The sequence below is a fragment of the Roseomonas genomospecies 6 genome (assembly GCF_008365375.1).
Taxonomy (GTDB): domain Bacteria; phylum Pseudomonadota; class Alphaproteobacteria; order Azospirillales; family Azospirillaceae; genus Azospirillum.
Genome location: NZ_QOKW01000008.1, coordinates 79946 through 103278 on the forward strand (window position 1 = coordinate 79946; position 23333 = coordinate 103278).

Here is a 23333-nt window from a genome sequence, read left to right on the forward strand (position 1 = left end):
GGGCGCCGGCCCCGGCGAGGGCCGGCGCTGTCTTCAGAACGAGACGCTGACGTTCAGCGCCACGATGTCGGTGCCGTTGCAGAACTTCCCCGGATTGACGGCGGAGCCGTTGGGCGGCGTGCCGTTGCTCACGCATTCCTGGAAGCCGTGGGAATAGGCGCCGTCCAGCCGCACCGTCTCCGAAACCGCGTAGCCGACGCCGAAACCGGCGTGCTTGGTGATGACCACCGGAATGACCGAGACGATGTCCTCCGCCGGAGCCACCTTGTCGGCCCAGCGGAAGCCGGCGCGCAGGGTCAGCGCGTCGGTCACCCGATAGGCGCCGCCGATGGCGAAGATGTCGACGTCGCGGTAGCGCTGCGGCAGCGTTTCCCACACCGTGCCGAGGCCCGGCACATCGACGCGGATGTTGTACTGGCGCAGCGCCTGCGCCCAGAAGGCGCGCCGGTAGTCGAAGGCCAGGGTCAGGTCGGACCGCAGCCGGTGGCTGATACCGATGCCGATTTCGGCGGGAAGCTGGAAGTTTTCCAGCGTGTATTTCGCGGGCTGTGACAGGCGCGTTCCGTCCGGCGCCAGGACCAGCACCGAACCGTCGCCGGTCAGGTCGTTCAGCGCCGTGCGGAACTGGTAGAAGGCGCCGATGGTGGTGTCGGCCTGCGGCTTCCAGGTCAGGCCCAGCCGTCCGCCGACCCCGTCGCCCTCCACCCCGGCGCGGGCGATGGATGGGTCGAAAATGTCGAAATAGACGCCGCCTCCCATCCCGACCATGGCGCTGGCCGCGGGCAGCATCGCCCCCTGGCCGGTCAACCGCCCCGTGGCGGCCAGCGCGCCGAGCTGGTCGGCCCCCTGGAGAACGCGGAAGCCCAGACCCGCCCGCACGTAATCGACGGCGCCCGCCACCGTGACCGTCGGCGTCACGTCCCAGGCGGCGGCCAGCGGGACGCGCATGAACATCGCCTCGCTGCTGGTGCGCAGCCCGCTGTCGACCCCGGACGGCAGGCGGGCCATGAAACTTCCCTCCCCGTAATCGGTGCCGAATCCGCCCTGGGCGTAGGCGCCGAGCCCGAGGGCCAGCTTCTCATGCCGCCAGACGAATCCGCCCTGGGGGATGTAGTAGCCCTGGAAGGGGAAGGTGTCCTTGCCGTGGGCCACCTCGCCGGTCCGCGTCTGCGTGGCTCTCAACCCGGTCGGCGCGGCGACCACCAGCCCGCCTTCCAGATAGGAGGAGGAGCGTTGCGTCAGGGTCGCAGGGTTGAGGATCATGGCGGCGCCGCCGATGTCGGACGCCGCTCCGGTGCCGCCCATTCCCATGGACACGGCCCCGAACCCTTCGAAGCTGTAGACGTCGGTGGCATGGGACGGAAACGCGGCGGCCAGGGTGGCCGCCGCGGCAAAAGCTGCAAGGACGCGCATTGATCGGGAGATCTCAGTCGGACGGGGTGAGGTCGATGGATTGACGGGCGATGGCTTCCGCCGCCTGCTTTCCGGACAGGACGGCGATTTCGGCGCTGCCCGCGCTGAACCAGGTGCGCGTCCAGTCACCCGCCAGGAAGGCGTTGACGAACCCGCTGTCGCCCGGCTTCAACCGCGTCTCCACCGTCGCCGGGAAGCACTGCACATAGAGTTCCGACGGGTCGAGATTGTAGCGGTAGTAGGCGGAATAGACCTGGCTCTGGTCGAACACGCCGTTCTTGACCGTGTTGGGCCACAGCACCCCGGCGTTGGCGTTCAGCCACTCCGTCGCGTCCCGGCGCACGTCCGCGGCCATCCGCTGCGGCAGGCCGCAGGCGTAGGGCGGGGCGCCGACGGGCCAGCGGGCGGTGCCGCACAGATACTCCACGGCCTTGACCGTGCCGGGCGGCCAGGATTCGGCGGGGATGAGATGGCTCATCTCGCCCCAACTGTCCAACTCCTCGACATAGCTGGTCATGGCGGTCGGGCCGGCCTTCCAGCCCATCTCCTCGATGCTGGGCGTCATCCAGAGCTGGACCGCCTGGGTCGGCACCGCCGGGGTCACCTCGACCATCTGCCGGAAGCGCAGATCGGCCTGCATCAGCTCCGCCGCGGGACCGGCCAGCGCCGCGGGCGGCATGGCCAGAACGACGAGGTCGAAGTCCTTGCCGACCTCCAGCACCGATTCTCCGGCGGAGCAGTGGCAGAACACCGACTCCAGATTGATGCCGGCGTCGCGGATCGTGTCGCCGTCCACGATCTGGCTCCAGTCCGGTTCGGACGGCCAGCAGTAGAGCCATTTCCCGTCCTCGCCTTCCTCGGCGCCGTAGCCGACCTTGACGAAGGGGTCATAGGCGCCGTTGACGAGATCGACCTGCCGGTTCAGGCGCACCCGCTCCACCCAGGCCCCATTCTCGGAGGTTTCCAGCTTGGTCAGCCGGTGGAACAGCTTGATGTCCACCCCGCGCTGCTTCAGCACGAACCAGGCGGGCGTGAAGACGGTGTCGCCCATCCCGGCGTTCATCTTCCACAGCGGCGCGCCCTTGTAGGCGAAACCCATCAGAAGAAGGATCTCCGCCGCCGCACCCGCGGCGAAGCGCGCGTTCTCCGGCCCGTCGGTCGCCTCGCCGTTCCGGTAGGAGAAGCACATGTCGTAGAGCAGCCGCACCGGGGCCGACCACGCGAAGGTGTCGGAGATCCCGTGCTTCTGCAGCCATTCACGGAAATCCTCGCCGTTGATCCGGTCGAACCCGTCCTTCCCATAGGGCAGGACGTCGGACAGGCAGCCGATGGCGAAGGCGAGGCCGAAATCGGCGAAGCAGGCGAACTCCCAGCCTTCGTCCGAAAACTCCAGCAGCGGTTCCACGACCTTCTGGAACCCCTTCTGGACCAGCGTGAGCAGATCGACGAGCAGCCCGTGATCCAGGGCCCCGTCGCCCGCCGCCTCGATGTGTGCCCGCGCCTTGTCGAGGGCGTCCAGGCCGATCTTCGTGGTCAGGTGACCGGGCAGGTGGTCGTGCTTGGCGACCAGGGCCAGCAGCGCGTCGATCAGCAGCGCCGCGAAGCCGTTCGGGCCGAGCGGACGCGGGTCGCCCGGTGTTCCGGGGCGCTCGGGGAAGTCGAGGTTCCAGGCGTGCCAATGCGTCTTGCCGGAGCGCGGGATGTCCTGCATCAGCGTCACCTGATACAGCGGGCGGAAGGCGTCCGACCAGGTCTGGAAGGCGTATCCGGCGGGCTTCTCCCACTCCGCGTAGGCGCCGCGCACCAGCCGGAAGGCGTTGTCGTAAAAGCCCAGGAAGATGTGCAGCCCGTGTTCTTCGATGCGCTGGCCCTGTGCGGCGTTGCGTCCGCTGGCTCCCTTGCCGCCCAGCCGCCAGCCGTGGCTGACCAGCGTCACGTCGAACTTCTCGCGCAACGCCTCGGTCGCCGTGAGGGTCAGCGCGGCGGACACGCCCCCCAACCCACCGCCCAGCACCAGCACACGCGTCTTTCCCGCTCCAGCCATCCCGCCCCCCGATCCGATTTGCAGGGCAATTGTGCTTGGTATCGGAAGTTGTAGCAATGGGGTTGAGTGACGTTGTTACAGCGAGGGCGCCGTCCGGTGAACAGCGCGCCGTCTATGTCGGCGTCCGCCCGGCGCCGGGTTCGGGGTGGGGCGCCGGCTTGGCCGGCGGCGCGCGATGGAGCGTCGCCCAGCCCGCGCGCCGGCCCGTCGCCGGCAGGTTCTCCTGGGTCGGCTTGCTGCGCAGGATGTGCGCCTTGGCGATCATGTAGGCCGAAACCGGCGCCGTGAGGAACAGGAACAGCGTGATCAGGATCTCGTGCAGCGAAACGCCGGCCCCGCTGAAGGCGACATACAGGATCGAGGCGACGAGCATCGCGCCGATGCCCAGCGTGGTGGCCTTGGTCGGTCCGTGCAGCCGGCGCATGATGTCCGGCAGCTTGGCCAGCCCGATGGACCCGACGAGCAGGAAGAAGGTGCCGATCAGGATCAGGGCCGAGACGATCAGTTCGCCGATGACGCTCATGACAGCCTCCTACTCGATCACGTTGCCGCGCAGCAGGAACTTGCAGAAGGCGACCGTCGACAGGAAGCCGACCATCGCGAACAGCAGCGCCGCCTCGAAATACATCGCGGTGGAGTACCAGATGCCGATCACGACGATCAGGGCGATCGCGTTGATCACCAGCGTGTCGAGGGCAAGCACCCGGTCCAGCACGTCGGGGCCGACCCCCAGGCGATAGACGTTCAGGAGCATCGCGGCCACGATGCCGGCGAAGGCGATGAGGCAGGCGGTGGCGATCATTCGAAGATCTCCTTCAGGCGGCGTTCGTACCGGTCCTTGATCTGCGCGATCACGGCGTCCGGGTCGTCGGTCTCCAGGCAATGGACCAGGAGCGCGCGCCCGTCCGCCGAGGTGTCGGCGCTGACGGTTCCCGGCGTCATGGTGATGGTGCCGGCCAGAACGGCGACGGCCTCGGGCGTGCGCAGGTCGAGCGGCACCGTGACGAAGCGCGAGCGCAGCGTGTCACCGCGGCGGAACAGCACCAGATAGGCGACCTGGACGTTGGAGACGACGATGTCCCACGCCACCACCAGAAGGTAACCGAGGATCGCCGCCGGGTTGCGGACGCGGCTACGGTCCGGCCAATAGACGCTGGTGACCAGCGGCACGACGACCCCGATGATGAGGCCGAGCACCAGATGGCCGACCGAGAGATCGTTCGCCAGCAGAAGCCAGACGACCGCGATCATCAGGGTCAGAAGCGGGTGGGGCAGCAGGCGTGCCATCATCGTCACCTCCCCTGCGCAAGAGTCGTGTCGGGTCCGAGAACCGCGGCCACATAGCCGCGGACGTCCATGATCTGCCCGGCCGTCGCGGCGAAGACGGCGGTCGCCGGTCCCGCTCCGGCTGCCAGAAGACCGGCGGCACCGATCATGCCGACCGTGGCGAGAACGGCCGTCATGGGCGGCCTTGCGCCTTCGGCCGGCAGCGCCTCCTCCGCCCGGGTCTCCGCCTTCCAGAACAGAGTGCTGCCGGCGCGGCTGAAAGCGATGATGACGGCCAGACTCGTCGCCAGGATCAGGCCCCACGTCCAGGCCGCCAGGGGCGTTCCGCGGACGGCGTCGAGAACCAGCAGCTTGCCGATGAAGCCGGAGAAGGGCGGCAGGCCGGCCATCGTGATCGCCGCCAGGAAGAACAGCCCGGAAAGCAGGTTGGCGTAGGGGACCGGCGGCGCCACGGTCAGCCGGTCCTCCCAATGCCGCCGATGCCGGATGACCATGTCGGCGACGAGGAAGAGCGCGGCGGCGGCGATCGTCGAATGAACGGCGTAATAGAGGGCGGCGGTCAGGCCGCCGGCGTCGAACAGGCCCACGGCAACCAGCAGCGACCCCATCGACCACACCACCGAAAAGGCGACGAGGTCGAGCAGGCGGCGTGTGGCGAGAACGCCGAGGGCGCCGGTCACCAGCGTCAGCAGGGCCGCCGGCAACAGCCATGGCGCCGCCGCGTTGGCCACCGCGCCGGCTTCCGGGCCGAACACCATGCCATACATGCGGATGATGCAGTAGGCCCCCACCTTGGTCATGATCGCGAACAGCGCGGCGACGGGTGCCGGCGCCGCGCCGTAGGCGGTCGGCAGCCACCAGTGCAGGGGCACCAGCGCCGCCTTCAGGGCGAAGACCAGCAGCAGCAGCAGCGCGCCCGTGCGCAGAAGGGCCACGTCCCCCTCGGCGACCGACCGCGCCTTGACCGCGATGTCGGCCATGTTGAGCGTGCCGGTCGTGGCGTAGATCAGCCCCACCGCGAAGAGGAACAGGGTCGAGCCGGCGAGATTGATCGCGACGTACTGGAAACCGGCCCTCAGGCGGTACGGCCCGCCCCCGTGGAGCATCAGGCCGTAGGAGGCGATCAGCATCACCTCGAAGAAGACGAACAGGTTGAAGGCGTCCCCGGTCAGGAACGCGCCGCAGATGCCCATCAACTGGAACTGGAACAGCGCGTGGAAATGCCGGCCCTTCGCGTCCCAGCCGCCGCAGGCGTAGACCACGACCGCGAGCGCCAGGACGGCGGTGACCAGCAGCATCAGCGCCGACAGCCGGTCCAGCACCATCACGATCCCGAAGGGGGCGGGCCAGTTGCCGAGGAGGTAGACGCGCGTCGTCCCGTCCGACGCCAGCAGGAACAGCCCGGCCGCCGTTCCCAGAAGGAAGACGGTCGCGGCGGTGGAGACGAGCCGCTGGCGCTTCAGGTCGTGGCTCAGCACCAGGACCAGGAAGGCCGCGACGAAGGCCGGCAGGACGATCGGGGCGATGATCCAGTGGTTCATGAATGGCTCCGGTGGCGGCTCCGGTCCGGCGCGCCGGGAACGCCGTCCTCGCCGCGCTCCGCGCTCCCCGCATCGCTTCCGGTTTCGAGGAATCCCCGCAGCGCGAGCACCACGATCAGGGCGGTCATGCCGAACGAGATCACGATGGCGGTCAGCACGAGCGCCTGCGGCAGCGGGTCGGCGTAGCCGGGCGCCCCCGTCGCGATGATCGGGGGCCGGTCGATGGTCAGGCGCCCCATCGCGAAGAGGAACAGGTTCACCGCATAGGTCAGGAAGGCCAGGCCGATGATGACCGGAAAGGTCTGCCGGCGCAGCGTCAGGTAGACCCCCGCGGCGGTCAGGGCGCCGATCCCGCTGGCGATCAGGAACTCCATGTCACACCTCGTTCCGTTCGGAGGCCGCGGCATTCGGAGAGCGTTCGCCAGGAGGATCGGCGTCGGAATGCAGCAGGACGTCCATCGGCCCTTCGGGCACGCGCTCGCGCTCCGCCCGCCGCTGGATGCGCGCGATCTCGACGAGCGCGAGCATGACCGTGCCGACGACCGTCAGGAACACGCCGAGGTCGAAGGCCATGGCGGTAGCGAGTTCGAACTCGCCGATCAGCGGCAGGTGGAAGTAATCGTAGCTCGTCGACAGGAAGGGGGCGCCGAAGACCAGCGCGCCGATCCCGGTCATCCCGGCGATCAGGATGCCCGCGCCGATCATGCCGCGGGCGTCGAGCCGCGCCCGGGACGCGGCCCAACCGTAGCCGCTCGCCACATACTGCATGATCAGGGCGATGGCGACGATGAGCCCGGCGATGAAGCCGCCGCCCGGCTCGTTGTGGCCGCGCAGGAAGATGTAGACGCCGACCGTCAGGGCCAGCGGCAGCAGGACGCGGGTGGCCACCACGAGGAGCAGCGGGTGGGCGTCCGCCGATTCCACGCCCGGGCGCATCGCGTCCAGACGCCGCGCCGAGGCGCCGCGCAGGGCGGATTGCAGCATGGCGGCGATGGCGAGCGCGGCGATGCCCAGCACGATGATCTCGCCGAAGGTGTCGAAGCCGCGGAAATCGACCAGGATGACGTTGACGACGTTGGTGCCGCCGCCGCCGGGCTTCGACTGTCCCAAGTGGTACTGCGAGATCGAGGAGATGTCCCGCGTCATGACGGCGTAGGCCAGCGCGCCCACACCGGCTCCCGTGGCAACCGCCACCAGCCCGCCGCCCAGCCGTCGGCGCAGGCTCTCGACCGCCTCGCTCCGCCGCGGCATGAGGTTGAGCGCGAGCAGGAGCAGGATCGTCGTCACCACCTCCACGGAGATCTGGGTGAGCGCGAGGTCCGGGGCGGAGAATTGCAGGAAGGCGAGCGACACGACCAGACCGGCCACACTGGTCAGGATCAGGGTCAGCAGCCGGTTGCGGTGGACCACCACCACCGCCGCGCAGGTCGCCATCAGCATGCCCCAGACGGCGATGGCCGGCAGGTTCGCCGGCAGCGTCCCGCGCCCGCCGGGCGCATGGCCGCCCGCCTGGAACGCCGCCAGGAACGCCGTGGCGCCGATGGCGACCACCGTGACGAGGATCACCGCCATGTACCGTTGCAGCGACCCCGTGTGCAGGCGGTGCGTGACGCCCCGCGACACGGCGATCAGTCCGGAGACCGTCGCGTCGAACATCCTCTTGGCGTCGGGCCGCGGGAGCGAAGCGTGCCAGTGGCTCAGCCCCTCGTGGCGCTTGAGCATGACCGCGCCGACGGCGAAGGCCAGGGCGCTCATGAACAGGGCAGGGGTCAGGCCGTGCCAGATGGCCAGCGAGTAGTAGGGCAGGGCGTCCGTCCCGATCACCGCCATGGACGTCCGCGCCACCACCGGCCCGGCGAGCGTCGGCACCAGGCCGATGGCGACGACGAGCGCGACCAGGACGGCGACCGGCCCCCACATGCCGACCGGCGGGTCGTGCGGGTGGTGCGGGTAGTCGTCCCGCACCGGGCCGAGATAGGTGTGGATCGCCATGCGCGCCGAATAGGCGACGGAGAAGACGGCGGCCAGGGTCGCCAGGACGGGCACCAGATACGGAACGCCGCCGAGGTCCGTTCCCGCGGCGGCCTCCAGCATCATCTCCTTGGACAGGAAGCCGTTGAGGAGCGGCAGGCCGGCCATGGAACCGGCGGCCAGCATCGCCAGGGCGGCGCTGATCGGCATCAGCCGCAGCAGCCCGCCGAGCCGGCGCACGTCCCGCGTCCCGGCCTCGTGATCGACGATGCCGGCGCTCATGAAGAGGGCGGCCTTGAAGGTGGCGTGGTTGAGCATGTGGAACATCGCGACCACCGCGGCGATCGGCGTTCCGAAGCCGAGCAGCATCGTCATCATGCCCAGATGGCTGACGGTGGAGAAGGCCAGCAGCCCCTTCAGGTCGTCCTTGAAGATGGCGATCCAGGCTCCGACGAGCATGGTGACGAGGCCGACCGGGGCGACGATCAGCGTCCAGAGATCGGTCCCGGCGAGCGCCGGCCAGAGCCGCGCCAGAAGGAACACGCCCGCCTTCACCATGGTGGCCGAATGCAGATAGGCCGACACCGGCGTCGGTGCGGCCATCGCGTGCGGAAGCCAGAAATGGAAGGGGAACTGGGCGGATTTGGTGAAGGCGCCGGCCAGGATCAGCAGCAGCGTCGGCGCATAGAGCGGATGCGCCTTGATGATGTCGCCGCGTTGCAGAATCTCGGAGATCTCGTACGACCCGGCGATGTGGCCGAGCATCAGCGCGCCGGCGATCAGCAGCAGCCCGCCGCCGCCGGTGACCACCAGAGCCATCCGCGCCCCCTGCCGCCCCTCCGGCAGATGCCGCCAATAGCCGATCAGCAGGAAGGAGCTGAGGCTGGTGACCTCCCAGAAGACGAGCAGCAGCAGCACATTGTCGCTGAGCGCCACGCCGAGCATGGCGCTCTGGAACAGCAGCAGGAAGGCGTAGAAGCGGCCCATCGGGTCGTCGCGCGACAGGTAGTAACGCGCGTACACGATGATCAGCAGTCCGATGCCGAGGATCAGCGCCGCGAAGAACAGGCCGAGCCCGTCGATGAAGAAGCTGAAGGTCAGCCCGAGCTGCGGCACCCAGTCGATCGTCTCGCGGATCACCTCGCCCCGGTAGACCGCCGGGGCATGGCTGAGCAGAAGACAGAAGGAGAAGAACGCCGCCGCGCCGGCCGTCGCGGCGCAGACGTTGCGCCCGGACCGGATCGCCAGCGGGGCGAGCAATGCGCCGAAGAGAGGGGCCAGGACGGTGAGGGCGATGCTCATGGGCGGGGCCGGTTCGTCACAGGTGTATCGTGACCTTAACCGTGTTGATGTGCCGGTGTCTCGCCCTCCTATGGCCTCCCGCGGCAAAAATAGATGGGATTATTTCTCGGTGTGCCGGCGGAGTGGGCCGTCGGGGGGCGGCGCCAGGGGAACCGGGGCGGGAATGCCGTAGGTGCCGGCAAGGCGCGCGAAGGCGTCCATGGTCGCCCGGTCGATGGGAATGCCAAGGGTCCTGCGGCGCTCCGCCTCGGCCCATTCGCGGTCGCCGGGGGCCATGACCGTTCCGCCCGGCACCGCCTGCGACCCGCGCAGGGCCTCCAGGTAGCGCGCCATCCGGCTCTCGAACTCCTCCTGCGGCAGGAAGGCGTCCGGGCGGATCGCCATGACGAAGGCGCCCATGCCGCGCGGTGTGCTCATGTCCGGTCCCGGCATCGGCAGGATCTCGAAGCTCAGCCTCATGCCGGTCAGGACGGCGCTCAGAATCTCCACGAACCCCGCGAGCCCGGCCCCCTTGAAGCCGAACTCGCCGCCGAGCGGAGCCAGCATCTCGGCCTGTTCGGGATCGGTGGTGTTCCGCCCCCGGGGATCGGAGGCGGTGCCTTCGGGAAGCGGCCTGCCGAGGCTGCGGTAGAGCTGGACGCGGTTGTAGGGGATGGCGCTGGTGGCCATGTCGAACAGCCAGGGATTGCCGCCCTTCACCGGAACGGCGATGGCGATCGGGTTGGTGCCGTGGAACCGCTCGGCGCCCTCATGCAGCCTCATGAAGCTGTCGGAGTTGCAGAAGGCCAGACCGATGCAGCCCGCCTCGGCCGCAGCGAGCGCGAAGGCGCCGGCAGGCCCGAAGTGGGAATTGTTGCGGATGGCGACCGCCCCGATGCCGAACCGCCCGGCCAGCTCGACCGCCTTCCGCTGCGCGTGGTAGGCGCCCAGCGCGCCGTGCGCGTCGCCGGCGTCCAGCGTGGCGACGGCCCCGAACTCCGTCAGGAAGCGCAGGTCCGGACGCGGGTTGACGCGCCCCCCGGTCATGGTGGCGACATAGTGGCCGAGCAGCCGGACGCCATGGCTGTCCACCCCCAACCGGGAGCCGTGCATCATCGCCCGCGTGGCGGCCTCCGCCGTCGCCTCGTCCGCGCCCGCAGCCAGGAACACGGCGCGGCAGAAGGTCTCCAAAGCGTCCGCGTCGTAGCGGGCGGGCGCCGCCGCGGGTGGTTGAATGTGTTCCGTCACAGCGTCTGCCCTCCGTCGGCGACCAGCACGGCGCCGGTCATGAATCCCGACTCGTCGCTGGCCAGATACACCGCCGCTGCGGCCATCTCTTCGACGGTGCCGAGCCGGCCCATCGGCTGGCGCGCGAGGAACTGCGCCCGCATTTGCTCCGGGTCGGCGCTCGACTGGATGCGCTCCTCCAGCGACGGCGAATGGGTCGTGCCGGGGCACAGCGCGTTGCAGCGGACGCCAGCGGCGATGAAGTCGCGCGCCACGGCCTTGGTCAGGCCGATCACCGCGGCCTTGCTGGTTCCATAGGCGGTGCGGTTGGCGACGCCGGACAGGCTGGACGCCACCGAGGCGACGTTCACGATGGCCCCCCGGCGCCGCTCGACCATGCCTGGAAGCGCCGCGCGGATGGTGTGGAACATGGAGGTGACGTTCTGGTCCAGGCTGCGCGCCCAGTCCTCGTCGGAGCAGTCCAGGATGGTGCCGTTGTGGACCCAGCCGGCGTTGTTGACGAGGATGTCGAGCGGCCCGGCCTCCGCGACGACGCGCCGGACGGCGGCGGGATCGGTCACGTCGAGCGCGACGGGAGTGATCGCCGGATCGATCCGGGGCAGATCCTCCATCTTGGACAGCGTGCGGCTTGCCGCGACGACGATGGCGCCTTCACGGGCGAAGGCGAGCGCCATGGCCCGCCCCATGCCCTGTCCCGCCCCCGTCACGAGGGCGCGTTTTCCGACGAGTCTGCCGGTCATAGTCTTGAACTCCATCATTCGGCGCCGTCCGCGGCGCCGGATCGGACGCAGTGGTTCGGGAGGCCCGCCGGTCGGACGCGCGGCCTTTCGACCGCGTCGCCCGGATCGCCGGCGTCAGCCGAAGAGCAGGTTCGGGATCAGGAGAACCAGATCGGGCACGAAGATCAGAAGCAAGGTTGTCAACCCGATGGCGACCATCAGGGGCAGGGACTCCCGGACATAGGCGCCCACCGATACCCTGAGGATCGAGCAGACGGTGAACATCGCCGCCCCGACCGGAGGGGTGAAGTTGCCGATCGTGGCGGCGACGATGAAGACGATGCCGAAATGCACCGGATCGCCACCCATCGCCCGCACGGCGGGAAGGAAGATCGGCGTCATCATGATGATGATCACGGTCGCGTCGATGAACAGCCCGGCTGCCAGCACCAGCAGGACGATCAGGACCATCACAAGCTGGACGTTGTCGGTGAGGCTGGTCAGCGAGGACGCGATGAGTTCGGGAATGCGCTCGAAGACGATGCCGTAGCTGAAAATCGCCGACAGGCTGATCAGGAACATCGCGGCGCCGACGTCGGCGAGGCTGATCTCCAGGGCTTCGAGGAAACTTTTGGTCTTGAGCCTGCGGTAGATCACGAAGCCGATGAACAGCGCGTAGAGCACGGCGAAGGCGCCGATCTCCGAGGGCGTGAAGATGCCCATGCGCAACCCGACGAGCAGGATGACCGGGAACAGGAGCGCCCAGACTCCGCCCCTCAGGGCACCGCCGACCTCGGCCAGCGACGCCCGCTTCGCCCGTTCGGGGGGGTAGCCGCGCTTGTTGGAGGTGTACCACACGGCGGCGCTCATGGCGATGCCGAGCAGGAGCGCCGGGGCGAAGCCCGCCGCGAACATCCGCCCGATCGACACCTGGCCGATGGTCCCGTAGAGGATCATGCCGATGCCCGGCGGGATCAGCGGGGTGAGGAGCGACGTGAACGAAATCACACCGGCGGTGAATCCGCGCGACATGCCGCGTTTGGTCATCTCCTCGCCGAGGATGCGCGACTGCATCGCCGCGTCCGCGATGGCCGATCCCGACACGCCGCCCATCAGCGCCGACAGGACGATGGAAATCTGCGCAAGCCCGCCCTTCAGGTGACCGGTGGCCACCGACGCCAGATTCAGCAGGCCTTCCGTGATGCCGGAACGGTTCATGTAGTTGCCCGCCATGATGAACAGGGGAACGGCGAGCAGGGCGAAGTTCTGGGTCTGGGAAACCGTCACCTGGAGCGGGATGGTGAAGGGCAGCTCCGGGTGCTGGAGGAAGAACAGCACCCCCGAGATGCCGATCGCGAACGCGACCGGCATGCCGATGAGGAGGAAGACCGTGAAGGCCAGAAGGACAAGCAACATGGTCAGGCGGTCTCCCCGCTGGCGGCAGCGGCGCACGGGACGCCGTCGGACCGCATCAGGGCCCGAATCTTGAGAAGCGTGGTGATGAGCATGAGGGCCGCACCGACGGCGATGCTGGCGGTGACCCAGGAATAGCTGACGCCGGGAATCCCGTTGAAGGTGCGGGACCGGCTGGTCCAGGCGAGCAGGGTCCCGCCATAGATGGCGTAGCAGAGGAACAGCGCGATCACCGCGTAGTTCACGAACAGCAGGGTCCGCTGGACCCGCTCGGAAAGCTGCGCGGTCACCAGATCGAGAGACATCAGCATGTTCTTGCGCCATGCGATGTCGGCGCACAGGAAGACGGCCCAGGCGAAGAAGCAGGTCGCCAGATCGATGGTCCAGTTGAGCGGGTGCTGCATCATCCGCGCCACGCCGCCCAGCAGAAGCAACCCAACCATCAGCATCAGGAAAAGGCCGGCGAGGATCGCCTCCAGCTTCAGAACATAGTTATAGAGAGACTTCATGAACAGGCCTCGCCGGCTTCGGATGACTTATACCAGCGGCGCTTGATCCTGACGGGTCAGAATCAAGCGCTTCGTCGGCATGGGCCGCCGCCGCGCCGGTCGGCGCGGATGCCGGCGGCCACCATCGATGACCGCTGGTGTTAGCGCCCCATTTCCTTGTAGACGGCGGCGCGCACGTCGGTGAGGCCGAGCGCCTTGTAGGCGGCGTCGCCGGCCTTGCGGAAGGCCTCCAGATCGACGTTGTCGGTCACCTTCATGCCGCCCTTGACCAGCGCGGCCTTCTCGCTTTCAGCCGCGTCGGCGAGCACCTTCGACACCTTCTGGCCGGCGGCGCTGCATTCCTCGACCAGCGCGGTCTGGTAGTCGGCGGGCAGCTTCTTGAACCAGGAGGCGCTCACCACCTCGAAGTTGATCAGCGTGATGTGGCCGGTCTCGCTGACGTTCTTGACGACCTCCTGGAGGTTGGACGGACGGATGTTGGCGTAGGTCAGTTCCGCGCCGTCGACCGCCCGCTGCTGAAGGCCGGGGTAGATGTCGCCGAAGCTCATGGCCGTCGGAGCCGCGCCGATCGCGCGCACCGATTCCTGCCAGATGGGGGCCGGCGGGGTGCGGATGCGCAGTCCGGACAGGTCGCCCGGATTGCGGACCGGCTTGTTCGCGAAGATATGGCGCTTGCCCTGCACGAAATCGAAGCAGACCACCTGGAGGCCGTGCTTGTCCGCCAGCTCCGCCTTCCACTTCTTGACGGTGTCGAGCTTCGACAGAGCGAAGGCGTCTTCGAGCGTATCGACGAAATACGGGCCGTTCAGGACCGCGATCTCGCGGACATAATTGCCGAGGCGCGCCGCATCGGTGTTCTGGCCGATGTTGGCGCCCTGGCGGATCTGCTCGATGATGTCTTCTTCGTTGCCGAGCTGGGCGCTGTGGAACACCTCGATCTTGAGGCCGCCGTTGGTCCGCTCCTCGACGCGCTTGGCCCACTCCTGGAAAGCCGAGTGATAGGCTTCAACCGGGCTGTGGACGTGATTGAAGCGCAGGATGTGCTTCTGCGTCTGGGCCTGGGCCATTCCCATGCCCGCGATCAGCGTCAGCGCGGTGGCTCCGAGAAGTGCGCCGAGGCGCTTGGACATGCTGCTCATACCTACTCCCTAGGATTTCTTTTGGCTGCGGAGATGAAGGGCGCCCGTCGCTCTGGATGCGGAGCCTGCGATTGCCCGTCCGCCACCCGTCACGGCTCGTGCCGGCGGGAAGGAGGGGCGATGCACCGGCGATGAAAGGCCACGCCAACGCATCGCGGGGGCATCTTGCACACTTGTATCCAAGGATGCAAGATGGTACGGATCATTAAGACAGTGAATTGATCGACGGGCAATCCGACCGGACCTCCGGCACGAATCCACAGGGCGGTGCCGCAACCTTGCGCGGATGCGTCCGGTCCGGCGATATTCGGAATCCGCTTCTCGGGAAGGGCAGATGTCCGCTCGTTCAAGAGCTGGGGGAAAAGGTGAAGAACGAACGCTTGGTGTTGGAACGCAACACGCTCGACAGCGTGATCCACAAGGAATTGCGCAAGAGGATCATCTCGCTTTCGCTCCAACCCGGCTCGATGATCTACGAGAATGCGGTCGCCGATGAATTCGGGGTCAGCCGGACGCCGGTCCGCCAAGCCTTCTCCCGGCTGGCGAACGAGGGGTTGCTGAGCATCCTGCCGCAGCGCGGCGCTCAGGTGTCACGGCTGTCCGCCGCAAAGGTGCGGGAGGCCCAGTTCATCCGGGAGGCGCTGGAGGTCTCGGCCTTCGGCGAGGTGGCGCGCATCTGGAACCGGACCGCCGACCACAGCGCGGCGCAGACCAAGGCGCTGTCGCTGATCGAACAGCAACGGCAGGTCGTCCAGGAAAAGGACTATGTCGGGTTCACCGAACTGGATGTGGCCTTTCACGACACCGTCATCGGGGTGCTGGGAAACGTCATGCTGCTCGAGATGCTCCGGGACGTGAGGATGCATCTGACGCGCGTCCGCTTCCTCGAACTGAAGGAGGCGCACCACGAGGACGACGCCATCGCCGACCACGTCAAGCTGATGAAATCGATCATGGCCAACGATGTCGCGGGGACGCAATCGCTCCTGCTGACGCATTTGAAAATGATCGAGGCGATGCGCGACGACATCCTCAAGCGCCACGACGCTCTTTTCGAACCGGCGCCACCCCTGGGTCTGCCCGACAAGATCGCCTGACGGGCCCACCCCATCCCACACGCAGGCACAGGTCCCAAGCCGGGCGGACAACCGGCGGGAAACGCCGCCGCATGCCCGCGGACCGGATCGAACACCGCCCATGCGGTCACAAAGACGAGGAGGAGACGAGATGAACCAACGCGCGATTCACAGCTACACCTGGATTCCGAAATGGTCCACCAAGGACGGCGCCTACGCGATCGAGCGCGCCGCGGCCTTCGGTTACGGCCGGATCGTCGTGCCGATCCGCGACCATGACAGCATCGAGCCGGCGGCCATCGCCTCGCTCTGCGAGAAGGCCGGGATCAGGCCCATCGCGACGTCGCCGCTTCAAATCGACAACGACATTTCGAGCACCGACCCGGAGGTGCACCGGCGGGGGATCGAGCGGCATTGCGCGGCCCTCTCCCTCGCGCGCGACATGGGCGCCGACCGCATGGGCGGCATTCTCTACAGCGCCTTCGGAAAGGCGTCGAAGGTGCCCGGCGAGGCCAATTTCCAGGCCGCTGCGGACGGGCTGCGGATCGTCGCCGAACGGGCCGCGTCCCAGGGCATGCTGCTGGCGCTCGAGGTCGTCAACCGCTACGAGACCAACCTGATCAACACGGCGGAGCAGGCCGTCCGGATGATCGAGCTGATCGGTGCCGGCAATGTGCGCGTCCATCTCGACACCTTCCACATGAACATCGAGGAAGACGACATGCTGGGCGCGCTCGAACGGGCGATGCCCCATCTCGGCTATTTCGAGATCGACCAGAACCACCGGGGCCGCCTGACCCAGGGGTCCATCGACTTCGCGCCGATGCTGCGCCGGCTGAAGGCCGCCAACTACCAGGGGCTGATCGGGGTGGAGGCCTTCTCCTCGGCCGTCTCCCACCCCGACATCACCGCCGGAGTCGCCTCCTGGCGCAACCTGTTCAGCCATGGCGACGAGGTGGCGCGCGAGGGGCAGTTGCTGTTGGATCAGCACGGCTTCTGACGAACGGTTGAACCGCGCGGCGCGGCGGGCGGTTACGGCGCGGACGTGCGGCGTCGTGGGTTCGCGAGGAAGAAGCGCAGCATCTCCCGCGACGCATCCGGCCCGCGCGGGTCGGTGTAGGAACCCGCCGGGCTGCCTCCCGCCCAGGCGTGCCCGGCGCCGCGGATCGTCCACTGCTCGCACAGCGCACGGCCGGAGGCGTCGGTGTGGATCTTGCGGCTGTAGCCGTGCCCGCCCGGCGCCCGGCCCTGTTCCTCCACGGCGCGCGTTCCCGTCCTGAACGGCGCGGCGACGTCGTCGCCGTTGCGGGGGTGAACCGTGCCGTCGCGGTCGCCGTGGAAGACGATCGTCGGAACGAGGGCACCGGAGGGCGGTTCCACCGGTCCGCCACCCTGGCGCATGGCGGTGAAGGCCGAGGGAATGTCGCGGGCGGCCCCTCGGGGAAGGCCGGAATGCACGCCCACGGCGGCGTAGAGATCGGGATAGGCCGCTCCCATGATGGCCGCCGCCGCACCGCCGGCCGAAAGGCCCGCGACGAAGACGCGGTCGGCGTCGACGGCGTGGTCGCGCATGATCTGCCGGGTGATCCCCGCGATCAGCGAGGGCTCTCCGTCGCCGCGCCGCTGATCAGCCGGGTTGAACCAGTTCCAGCATTTCTGGGCGTTGGCCGAGGAGGGCTGCGCCGGGTAGACGATCAGACAGCCATGCTCCTCCGCCAGCGCGTTCATGCGGGTGCCGGCGGCGAAATCGTCCGGCGACTGGGTGCAGCCGTGCAGCATGACCACCAGCGGGCGCGCACGCCCGTCGCCGCGGTTGGCGGGAACGTAGAGCTTGTAGGAGCGCGTGCCGGCCTTGTTGGCGTAGGTCCCGGCCGTGAACGAGGCGCCCTCCGGTAGGGGTTCGGCGGAAGGCCGCAGGGCGCCGCGAAGCCCTGGACCGGCCCCGAAACCGGGGTTGTCCGGCATGGCGCGGGCGGCGAGGCCGCGCAGGGTCTCGCCCAGCCCGGCCCGCGGACCGGGGTGGAACCGTCCGGCGAACCGCCCGGCGGGCGTGTCCATCGGAGCGTCCACCGTGATGGGCTCGACGTCGATGATGGTCGGGTCCGCGCCGGGCGGTATGGGTGCGGCACCCGTCAGCAGCCGTTGGATGAGGGCGGTCGCCCCGGTGAGGTCGCCGGCCCGGGTGAGGCGCAGGGCCTCGGCCATTCCGGAGGGGACACGGTCGGTCATGTGGGAAAACTTTCTGTGCTCGGACCGGGGCGTTCGGAAAGGCCCGGTCCGTCGTCTTTCAGGAATGCGGCCCGCGCGACTCAGCGCATGCGGTCGGCAAGAGCCGCCTTGACGGGGCCGCTGGCGTGCAGCGCCCCCAGCACGGCGACCGAGGCGATGGTGGCGCGGGCGAGTTCGGGGGTGACGTCCTGGGCGATGGTGGCCAGCCCGAGGACACGGATGTGGATCGTCTGTCCGGCATCCCGCACCGCTTCGAGATCTTCGCGGCTGTAGTGGCGCAGGCCGAGGTCGACGCTTTTTCGCGTCACGGCCTGACGCAGGGCGTCGCCGTGGCGGTCGATCTGGTTGCGGATGGCGGTGCGGATGAGGTCCGTACGGTTCGCGTAGAACCCTTCCTGCACCAGGAGATCGATGTTGCCGAGATCGACATAGCCGAGGTTGATCGTGATCTTCTCGCTGTCTCCGGCTTTCGGCTTCTGATCGCGTGCGTCCATCAGTGTCCTCATTCCATCCTCTCGCCATCCAGTGGGATGGTATATGGAGCCTATGGCGACTCGATCAAGGGAAATTGGAGTCGTGGGCCGGGCCGCCCGGCCGCCACCGCTCAGGATTCGCTTGCCAAAGCCGGTGCCGGTACCCATGTGGGGATGCTCGAACATGATCCGGGGCCTGTCTTTTCCAGCCCCGGCCTTCCGATCCGGGTCTCCCGTCCCGAAACGGCTCAGATCCCCCTCGATGTCGGGCGGGGCGCCATCGGCAAGAGAACGGACCCCAAGGTTTTGGCCGAAAATCCGCGCTGCGAGCGCGGGGGACGCCGGAATCCAAACAGAAACAACAAGGGCCGGCGGGCTGCACCCGCATCGGCTGGAGGATTCTCATGACCATCAAGCTTCCCGCGACCGGGACCGTTCAGGCCGCCCGGCCCCAGCATCCGCGGCCCGCTCCGGGCGTCGGCGCGGCCTGGGCGCCGGAATGGCCCCGCCTCACCCCGCGCGAGATCCGCCAGATCGTTCTCGACACGCTGGGCTGAGAGAGACGCCCGCACCGGATAATCTTCACAACCGGATAATCTTCACACAGGCAACAATCGGGGAGCCGCAGCCCATGCTCGTTCAGGTCCGCGACAACGATGTGGGGGGCGCTCTGCGCGTCCTGAAAAAAAAGATGCAGCGCGAGGGGCTTTTTCGTGAGATGAAGCAGCATCGGCGTTACGAAAAACCATCGGAGCGTCGGGTCCGGCGGGCGGCGGAGGCGATTCGCAGGCAGCGCAAGCTGCTCCGCAAACGCCTTCTGCGCGAGGGGTATTGATCCCAACCACCGGTTCCACGGGCTGACGGGCGGCATCAGGGCCGCCGGGCCTCATTCCGGCTCTTTGCCGGAACAACCATTGGAGACTGGACATAGCCAAACTCTACGATGCGGACCCAGTCCGCGAAGGTCCGCGCATCAACCGTGAAATCACTGCACGCACGGTGCGCCTCGTCGGCGCCAACGGCGATATGATCGGCGTGGTCTCCCTGCGCGACGCGTTCGAGGCGGCGGCGCAGGCCGAACTCGACCTCGTCGAAGTCGCGCCCCAGGCGGAACCGCCGGTCTGCAAGATCCTCGATTACGGACGCTACCGGTTCGAGGAGCAGAAGAAGGCCAACGAGGCGCGCAAGAAGCAGAAGATCATCGAGATCAAGGAGCTGAAGCTCCGGCCGAACATCGATGATCATGATTACGACGTGAAGATGAAGGCCGCGCGGCGTTTCCTGGAAGAGGGCGACAAGGTCAAGATGACCATGCGGTTCCGTGGCCGCGAGATGGCGCACCAGGATCTGGGCATGAACGTGCTGATCCGCGTGCGCGACCAGTTCCAGGACATCGCCAAGGTCGAGCAGATGCCCCGGATGGAAGGGCGCATGATGGTCATGGTCATCGCGCCGCGCTGAGACTCCGCACCGATCGACGGCCGGGGAGCGGGTTCGGCCCGCTCCCCGCCGGTGCGGTCGCGCCTGAAGGGATCTCAGCGAAGCGTCTGCGCGCAGTCGGCAAGGCCCAGCCCACGGCACAGCGCCTGGGCCAGAAGCAGGCCGTCCGGATTGTCCGGTCCAACCGCGCCGGGCGGACGCCCCAGAAGCGGGTAGAGCATCATGCCGCCTTGCGGGTCCTGCGCCACGTTGCGGGCAAGCCGCTCGGCCATGGGCACGGTGTAGTCCGGCCCACCGAGCTGACTCGGCGGAACCTGCACGCCCAGGGCGAGCGGTCCCTTCCAGGCCTGCCGGTAAGCCTGATAGGCCTGCCAGGGGTCGAAGGTCGGCCCGCCCTCGTAAGCCATGATGGACACGAGGTCGATCGCCTCGGCTTGCGGCGAGCGCAGCAGGTTGAGCATGGAGCCGGTGTAAGGGCCGCGCGGCGTGGCGTTCTGGAACGCGCCCTCGCCATAGGCGCCGATGCTCCAGCCCGGAACGGTCAGCAGCAGCGGGCGCGGAAAGGCGCTGCGGAAGCGCGCGACCAGATCCTGCCACGCCGCGTCGGACAGGCAGCGCACGCGCCCTGGCGGTCTGACCGAGCAGCCGGGAACCTCCGGCTCGAAATCCAGATCCACCCCGTCGGCGCCCAGATCCCGCACCAGACGCGCGATGGCGTCCAGGTTCAGCGCCCCCCAGTTCGCGTAGTTGGCCCCACCGACGGCGAGCAGCACGCGGGTGCCCGGCTGGCGCTGCTTCAGAAGCGCGATGGCGTCCTTCAGCACCGTGCCCGAGAAGCCGTATTGCAGCCCTGTGCCCTTGAGGTCGAGCCGGCCGGGATAAACCGCGTCGGGCCGGACGAAGGACAGGGCGACCATGTTCATGTAGCCGGGCAGCGCCGCCAGGGTCGTTGCCGCCGGGCCGGTGGCCGGTCGCTCGTACCAACTGTCGTGATAGACCAACAGCGGACGCTGCGGCAGGCCATCCGCCCTTCCGTGCGCCGCCCCTCCATGCGCCATCGTTCCGGCACCGGCCAGAAAGCCCGCGGCGAGGGCCAGGCACCCTAGAAGACGTCGCGCCCGAACAGGCCGGTGGTCACGGTGCTGATGATGATTTTCGCATCGAGCCATAGCGACCAGTTCTCGATGTAATGGATATCCAAGTCAACCCCGACGCGAGCCTTCTCGACCGTGTGAATGCCGCCGCGCATTCCGTTGATCTGGGCCCAACCGGTGATCCCCGGCTTCACGCGGCTGCGCGCGGCGTATTCGCGCACCACCTCCGCGTAGCGGTGGCTGCCGACCCGCATGTTCGGAACATGGGCGCGGGGGCCGACGACGGACATGTCGCCCGCCAGCACGTTGAAGAGCTGCGGCAGCTCGTCGATGCTCGTCCGGCGCAGGACGCGGCCCACGCGCGTGATGCGCGGATCGTCCTTTCTGGTGCCGTCGGCGCCGTCGTCCCGGTCGTCCACCGCCATCGTGCGGAACTTCAGCATCGTGAAGGGGCGGTTGTTGAAGCCCACGCGGGTTTGCCGGAAGATGACCGGTCCCGGCGAATCGAGACGGATCGCAGCGGCGGCGGCCAGCATGAAGGGGGCCGCCACCAGCAGGCCGAGGCCGGCGACGGCCACGTCCTCGATCCGCTTGACGATGATCTGCATTCCCCGCAGCGGTTGCCGCATCACCAGCAGCGCCGGGATGCTTCCGATGTGCCGCAGGTTGGTGAACCGCGGCTTGGCATCCTCCTCGTCCAGCGGAATCAGGATGTCGAGGGAAACCGTCTGGAGCTGCATGCGCAGGCTGTGAATGCGCAGCGCCGCGCGCCAGGGCAGGGCGATGACGACCATGTCCACGCGGTTGTCCGGCAGGAACCTCTTGAAATCCATCAGGTCACCGGACACCGGAAAACCGGCCAGGGACGTGGGCCGGCGGTTGGCGCCGCGGTCGTCGAAAAGGCCCAGGATGTTGTAGTTGGCCCGGTGCTCCGGCAGGTTCAGATGCGCGATCATCCGCTCCGCCACGTCGGTCGCGCCCAGGATGACGATCCGGCGGCGCAGCACCCCGCGCTCCTCCAGAAGGCGCACGCCCCGTGCCGCCGCGGCCCGTCCCGCCCCCAGAAAGGCGAGCGCCGTACCACCCCACAGGGCGAGCATGTCCGAAGGATCGACGTCCGGAAGGAAGAACCAGACGAGCAGCGACAGGACGGTCCCGGCCGGCAGAAGGCCGCCGGTCACGTCCAGCAACGCCTTCCCCCAGTGCCGGTAGTTCTCGACACGGTAGGCGCCGATGGTGGTCATGGTGCGCAGATAGATGACGAGCGTGATGGCCGTGAAGATGATCGCCTGGATGGGCAGCCGGTTATCGTCGTACGGCGATCCGGCGGTCCAGGCGGCAAGCCCGGCGAGCACCAGCAGGAAACCGTCCGTCCCCTTCACCAGACGGTTGACCAGCCCATGCGTCCAATGCAGCCAGCCGTCCCGGGCACCGGCGAAGTCGCTGGGGGGCGGCAAGGCGGCCTTCGGCGGCGGCGCGGCAAGGTCCGGTACGGCGCTTCGCTCCTCAGCCGGAAAACGGACTTGCACGTCGTCGCGCATGGCGGTCGCCTTACCCCTGCACGAAGCGGCGGATGATTGGCTTCAGCGCTTGTCCCAGCGGATGGGAGCGAAGCCGGCGGGTCAGGCTGGTCTGCCGGATGAACTGCATCGGCGTCCGCGGCGTGCGGAACACGGTCACGGGGGCACCGAACAGCTCGGTCTCCCGCACGAAATGGCGCAGCGGCACCGCGTCGGCGAGCACGCCGCGGTAGCGCCCGGCCCAGTCCGGGCGGGCCAGCAGCAGCTTGTTGTCGCCGATGGCGAAGGGCGCGAGGGTCCCGGGACGCTCGAACATGAATCGGCACAGTCCCTCGGACACCGCCGGAAATTCCGGATTGAAGTAATCGTCCAGAACGATCACGCCGTCATCCGCCAGACCGTCGTCGGCGATGCCGAGGTCGTGGCGGGTGATCTCCGCCGTGTGGCCGCCGTCGATGCTGAACAGCCGGGCCGAGGGACCCAGCCGGCCGGCGAGGCCGGTCCAGGCAAGATCCAGGGAGTTGCCCTTCACGACCTCGATCGAAGCCGGCTCGATCCCGAAGCGCACGAGGTTGTTGTGGAACGCCGTCTCGTCGCCTTGGCCCGACTGGTCGACGTTGAACTCCTGGGCATCGAACAGGTCGATGGCGAAGGCCCGTTCCTCCCGCTTGCGCAGAAGGGCCAGGAGGATGAACAGCCGCCCGTGGTGAACGCCGATCTCGCCGACCGACCCCGAGATCCCCTGGGCGTTCTGCCACTGGCCGACCGTGGCGATCAGAAGGGCGTCCAGGCGCGACAGCCATCCGTCGACGCGGCGATGGCCGGCGCGGACGTAGCGGTGCAGCGAAGAATTTGGGACAAGAAGCGGCTGAGACATCATGGTCACCCATTATTCGCCAACATGTTTACAAAAATTTAAAACGTCGGCGACGGAAT

The 23333-nt window shown here is 68.2% G+C and carries 23 protein-coding genes; 5 read left to right on the forward strand and 18 right to left on the reverse strand.

Annotated elements, in window-relative coordinates:
• Positions 1-33: 33 nt before the first annotated feature.
• The 13 genes from DS843_RS12465 to DS843_RS12525 form a co-directional block, all read right to left on the reverse strand.
• A complete protein-coding gene (locus DS843_RS12465; RefSeq protein WP_149469209.1) occupies positions 34-1413 on the reverse strand; it encodes an OmpP1/FadL family transporter in 1380 nt (459 codons plus the stop codon).
• A 13-nt stretch (positions 1414-1426) separates the two neighbouring features.
• Positions 1427-3457 (reverse strand): FAD-dependent oxidoreductase, encoded by a 2031-nt coding sequence (locus DS843_RS12470; RefSeq protein ID WP_286192068.1) that lies wholly within the window; start codon positions 3455-3457, stop codon positions 1427-1429.
• A gap of 112 nt (positions 3458-3569) precedes the next feature.
• The gene (locus tag DS843_RS12475; RefSeq protein WP_149469210.1) at positions 3570-3980 is read right to left on the reverse strand and encodes a Na+/H+ antiporter subunit G; all 411 of its coding nucleotides are present in this window, start codon (positions 3978-3980) and stop codon (positions 3570-3572) included.
• Positions 3981-3989: 9 nt separating this feature from the next.
• Positions 3990-4259: a K+/H+ antiporter subunit F gene (locus DS843_RS12480; protein WP_149469211.1), complete on the reverse strand. Its 270-nt coding sequence runs from the start codon at positions 4257-4259 to the stop codon at positions 3990-3992.
• Positions 4256-4747: a Na+/H+ antiporter subunit E gene (locus tag DS843_RS12485; protein ID WP_208852228.1), complete on the reverse strand. Its 492-nt coding sequence runs from the start codon at positions 4745-4747 to the stop codon at positions 4256-4258. Before DS843_RS12485 ends, DS843_RS12480 begins: the two co-directional genes overlap by 4 nt.
• Before the next feature lie 2 nt (positions 4748-4749).
• A complete protein-coding gene (locus DS843_RS12490) occupies positions 4750-6285 on the reverse strand; it encodes a monovalent cation/H+ antiporter subunit D (RefSeq protein ID WP_149469212.1) in 1536 nt (511 codons plus the stop codon).
• Positions 6282-6659, reverse strand: a complete 378-nt coding sequence (locus DS843_RS12495; RefSeq protein ID WP_149469213.1) for a Na+/H+ antiporter subunit C — start codon at positions 6657-6659, stop codon at positions 6282-6284. Before DS843_RS12495 ends, DS843_RS12490 begins: the two co-directional genes overlap by 4 nt.
• A 1-nt stretch (position 6660) precedes the next feature.
• Positions 6661-9558: a monovalent cation/H+ antiporter subunit A gene (locus DS843_RS12500; protein ID WP_149469214.1), complete on the reverse strand. Its 2898-nt coding sequence runs from the start codon at positions 9556-9558 to the stop codon at positions 6661-6663.
• Positions 9559-9657: 99 nt separating this feature from the next.
• A complete protein-coding gene (locus DS843_RS12505; protein WP_286192069.1) occupies positions 9658-10785 on the reverse strand; it encodes an Ldh family oxidoreductase in 1128 nt (375 codons plus the stop codon).
• The gene (locus DS843_RS12510) at positions 10782-11525 is read right to left on the reverse strand and encodes an SDR family oxidoreductase (RefSeq protein ID WP_149469215.1); all 744 of its coding nucleotides are present in this window, start codon (positions 11523-11525) and stop codon (positions 10782-10784) included. The genes DS843_RS12505 and DS843_RS12510 overlap by 4 nt, the downstream gene beginning before the upstream one ends.
• Positions 11526-11639: 114 nt before the next feature.
• On the reverse strand, positions 11640-12920 hold the full coding sequence (locus DS843_RS12515; RefSeq protein ID WP_149469216.1) for a TRAP transporter large permease: 1281 nt from the start codon (positions 12918-12920) through the stop codon (positions 11640-11642).
• Positions 12921-12922: 2 nt separating this feature from the next.
• Entirely contained in the window at positions 12923-13426 is a 504-nt protein-coding gene (locus DS843_RS12520; protein WP_149469217.1) for a TRAP transporter small permease, read from the reverse strand.
• 140 nt (positions 13427-13566) lie between these two features.
• Positions 13567-14565, reverse strand: a complete 999-nt coding sequence (locus DS843_RS12525; protein WP_149469218.1) for a C4-dicarboxylate TRAP transporter substrate-binding protein — start codon at positions 14563-14565, stop codon at positions 13567-13569.
• 365 nt (positions 14566-14930) lie between these two features.
• Between DS843_RS12525 and DS843_RS12530 the strand changes: the two genes are divergently transcribed.
• Positions 14931-15662: a GntR family transcriptional regulator gene (locus DS843_RS12530; protein WP_149469219.1), complete on the forward strand. Its 732-nt coding sequence runs from the start codon at positions 14931-14933 to the stop codon at positions 15660-15662.
• Positions 15663-15792: 130 nt separating this feature from the next.
• Positions 15793-16641 (forward strand): sugar phosphate isomerase/epimerase family protein, encoded by an 849-nt coding sequence (locus tag DS843_RS12535; RefSeq protein WP_149469220.1) that lies wholly within the window; start codon positions 15793-15795, stop codon positions 16639-16641.
• 32 nt (positions 16642-16673) lie between these two features.
• On the opposite strand, the gene DS843_RS12540 is transcribed toward DS843_RS12535, so the two are convergent.
• Positions 16674-17870 carry an extracellular catalytic domain type 1 short-chain-length polyhydroxyalkanoate depolymerase gene (locus DS843_RS12540; protein ID WP_149469221.1) on the reverse strand — a complete coding sequence of 399 codons (1197 nt, stop codon included), beginning with the start codon at positions 17868-17870 and terminating at the stop codon, positions 16674-16676.
• Between the two features lie 80 nt (positions 17871-17950).
• Positions 17951-18364, reverse strand: a complete 414-nt coding sequence (locus DS843_RS12545; protein ID WP_208852229.1) for a CopG family transcriptional regulator — start codon at positions 18362-18364, stop codon at positions 17951-17953.
• 383 nt (positions 18365-18747) lie between these two features.
• Here DS843_RS12545 and DS843_RS31165 point away from each other — a divergent pair, with 383 nt between their 5' ends.
• The 3 genes from DS843_RS31165 to infC all read left to right on the forward strand — a co-directional run bounded on the left by DS843_RS31165 (position 18748) and on the right by infC (position 19804).
• A complete protein-coding gene (locus tag DS843_RS31165) occupies positions 18748-18900 on the forward strand; it encodes a hypothetical protein (RefSeq protein WP_167525286.1) in 153 nt (50 codons plus the stop codon).
• A 74-nt stretch (positions 18901-18974) separates the two neighbouring features.
• Positions 18975-19178, forward strand: coding sequence for a 30S ribosomal protein S21 (rpsU, locus tag DS843_RS12550; RefSeq protein WP_149469223.1), 204 nt, complete (start codon positions 18975-18977; stop codon positions 19176-19178).
• Positions 19179-19270: 92 nt separating this feature from the next.
• Complete coding sequence (gene infC, locus DS843_RS12555) at positions 19271-19804, forward strand: translation initiation factor IF-3 (RefSeq protein ID WP_149469224.1); 534 nt, start codon at positions 19271-19273, stop codon at positions 19802-19804.
• A gap of 74 nt (positions 19805-19878) precedes the next feature.
• On the opposite strand, the gene DS843_RS12560 is transcribed toward infC, so the two are convergent.
• The 3 genes from DS843_RS12560 to DS843_RS12570 are packed head-to-tail and all read right to left on the reverse strand — an operon-like array spanning position 19879 to position 23277.
• On the reverse strand, positions 19879-20841 hold the full coding sequence (locus tag DS843_RS12560; RefSeq protein ID WP_149469225.1) for a glycosyl hydrolase family 18 protein: 963 nt from the start codon (positions 20839-20841) through the stop codon (positions 19879-19881).
• Between the two features lie 44 nt (positions 20842-20885).
• Positions 20886-22418: an exopolysaccharide biosynthesis polyprenyl glycosylphosphotransferase gene (locus DS843_RS12565; protein WP_149469226.1), complete on the reverse strand. Its 1533-nt coding sequence runs from the start codon at positions 22416-22418 to the stop codon at positions 20886-20888.
• A gap of 10 nt (positions 22419-22428) precedes the next feature.
• On the reverse strand, positions 22429-23277 hold the full coding sequence (locus DS843_RS12570) for a class I SAM-dependent methyltransferase (protein ID WP_286192070.1): 849 nt from the start codon (positions 23275-23277) through the stop codon (positions 22429-22431).
• Positions 23278-23333 lie beyond the last annotated feature (56 nt).

Bases quoted from the DNA above. Each gene is read 5' to 3' on its own strand.
- DS843_RS12465 (WP_149469209.1), bottom strand. From the start codon at position 1,413: ATGCGCGTCCTTGCAGCTTTTGCCGCGGCGGCCACCCTGGCCGCCGCG.
- DS843_RS12470 (WP_286192068.1), bottom strand. From the start codon at position 3,457: ATGGCTGGAGCGGGAAAGACGCGTGTGCTGGTGCTGGGCGGTGGGTTG.
- DS843_RS12475 (WP_149469210.1), bottom strand. From the start codon at position 3,980: ATGAGCGTCATCGGCGAACTGATCGTCTCGGCCCTGATCCTGATCGGC.
- DS843_RS12480 (WP_149469211.1), bottom strand. From the start codon at position 4,259: ATGATCGCCACCGCCTGCCTCATCGCCTTCGCCGGCATCGTGGCCGCG.
- DS843_RS12485 (WP_208852228.1), bottom strand. From the start codon at position 4,747: ATGATGGCACGCCTGCTGCCCCACCCGCTTCTGACCCTGATGATCGCG.
- DS843_RS12490 (WP_149469212.1), bottom strand. From the start codon at position 6,285: ATGAACCACTGGATCATCGCCCCGATCGTCCTGCCGGCCTTCGTCGCG.
- DS843_RS12495 (WP_149469213.1), bottom strand. From the start codon at position 6,659: ATGGAGTTCCTGATCGCCAGCGGGATCGGCGCCCTGACCGCCGCGGGG.
- DS843_RS12500 (WP_149469214.1), bottom strand. From the start codon at position 9,558: ATGAGCATCGCCCTCACCGTCCTGGCCCCTCTCTTCGGCGCATTGCTC.
- DS843_RS12510 (WP_149469215.1), bottom strand. From the start codon at position 11,525: ATGACCGGCAGACTCGTCGGAAAACGCGCCCTCGTGACGGGGGCGGGA.
- DS843_RS12515 (WP_149469216.1), bottom strand. From the start codon at position 12,920: ATGTTGCTTGTCCTTCTGGCCTTCACGGTCTTCCTCCTCATCGGCATG.
- DS843_RS12520 (WP_149469217.1), bottom strand. From the start codon at position 13,426: ATGAAGTCTCTCTATAACTATGTTCTGAAGCTGGAGGCGATCCTCGCC.
- DS843_RS12525 (WP_149469218.1), bottom strand. From the start codon at position 14,565: ATGAGCAGCATGTCCAAGCGCCTCGGCGCACTTCTCGGAGCCACCGCG.
- DS843_RS12535 (WP_149469220.1), top strand. From the start codon at position 15,793: ATGAACCAACGCGCGATTCACAGCTACACCTGGATTCCGAAATGGTCC.
- DS843_RS12540 (WP_149469221.1), bottom strand. From the start codon at position 17,870: ATGACCGACCGTGTCCCCTCCGGAATGGCCGAGGCCCTGCGCCTCACC.
- DS843_RS12545 (WP_208852229.1), bottom strand. From the start codon at position 18,364: ATGGACGCACGCGATCAGAAGCCGAAAGCCGGAGACAGCGAGAAGATC.
- DS843_RS31165 (WP_167525286.1), top strand. From the start codon at position 18,748: ATGACCATCAAGCTTCCCGCGACCGGGACCGTTCAGGCCGCCCGGCCC.
- rpsU (WP_149469223.1), top strand. From the start codon at position 18,975: ATGCTCGTTCAGGTCCGCGACAACGATGTGGGGGGCGCTCTGCGCGTC.
- DS843_RS12560 (WP_149469225.1), bottom strand. From the start codon at position 20,841: ATGGCGCATGGAGGGGCGGCGCACGGAAGGGCGGATGGCCTGCCGCAG.
- DS843_RS12565 (WP_149469226.1), bottom strand. From the start codon at position 22,418: ATGCGCGACGACGTGCAAGTCCGTTTTCCGGCTGAGGAGCGAAGCGCC.
- DS843_RS12570 (WP_286192070.1), bottom strand. From the start codon at position 23,277: ATGATGTCTCAGCCGCTTCTTGTCCCAAATTCTTCGCTGCACCGCTAC.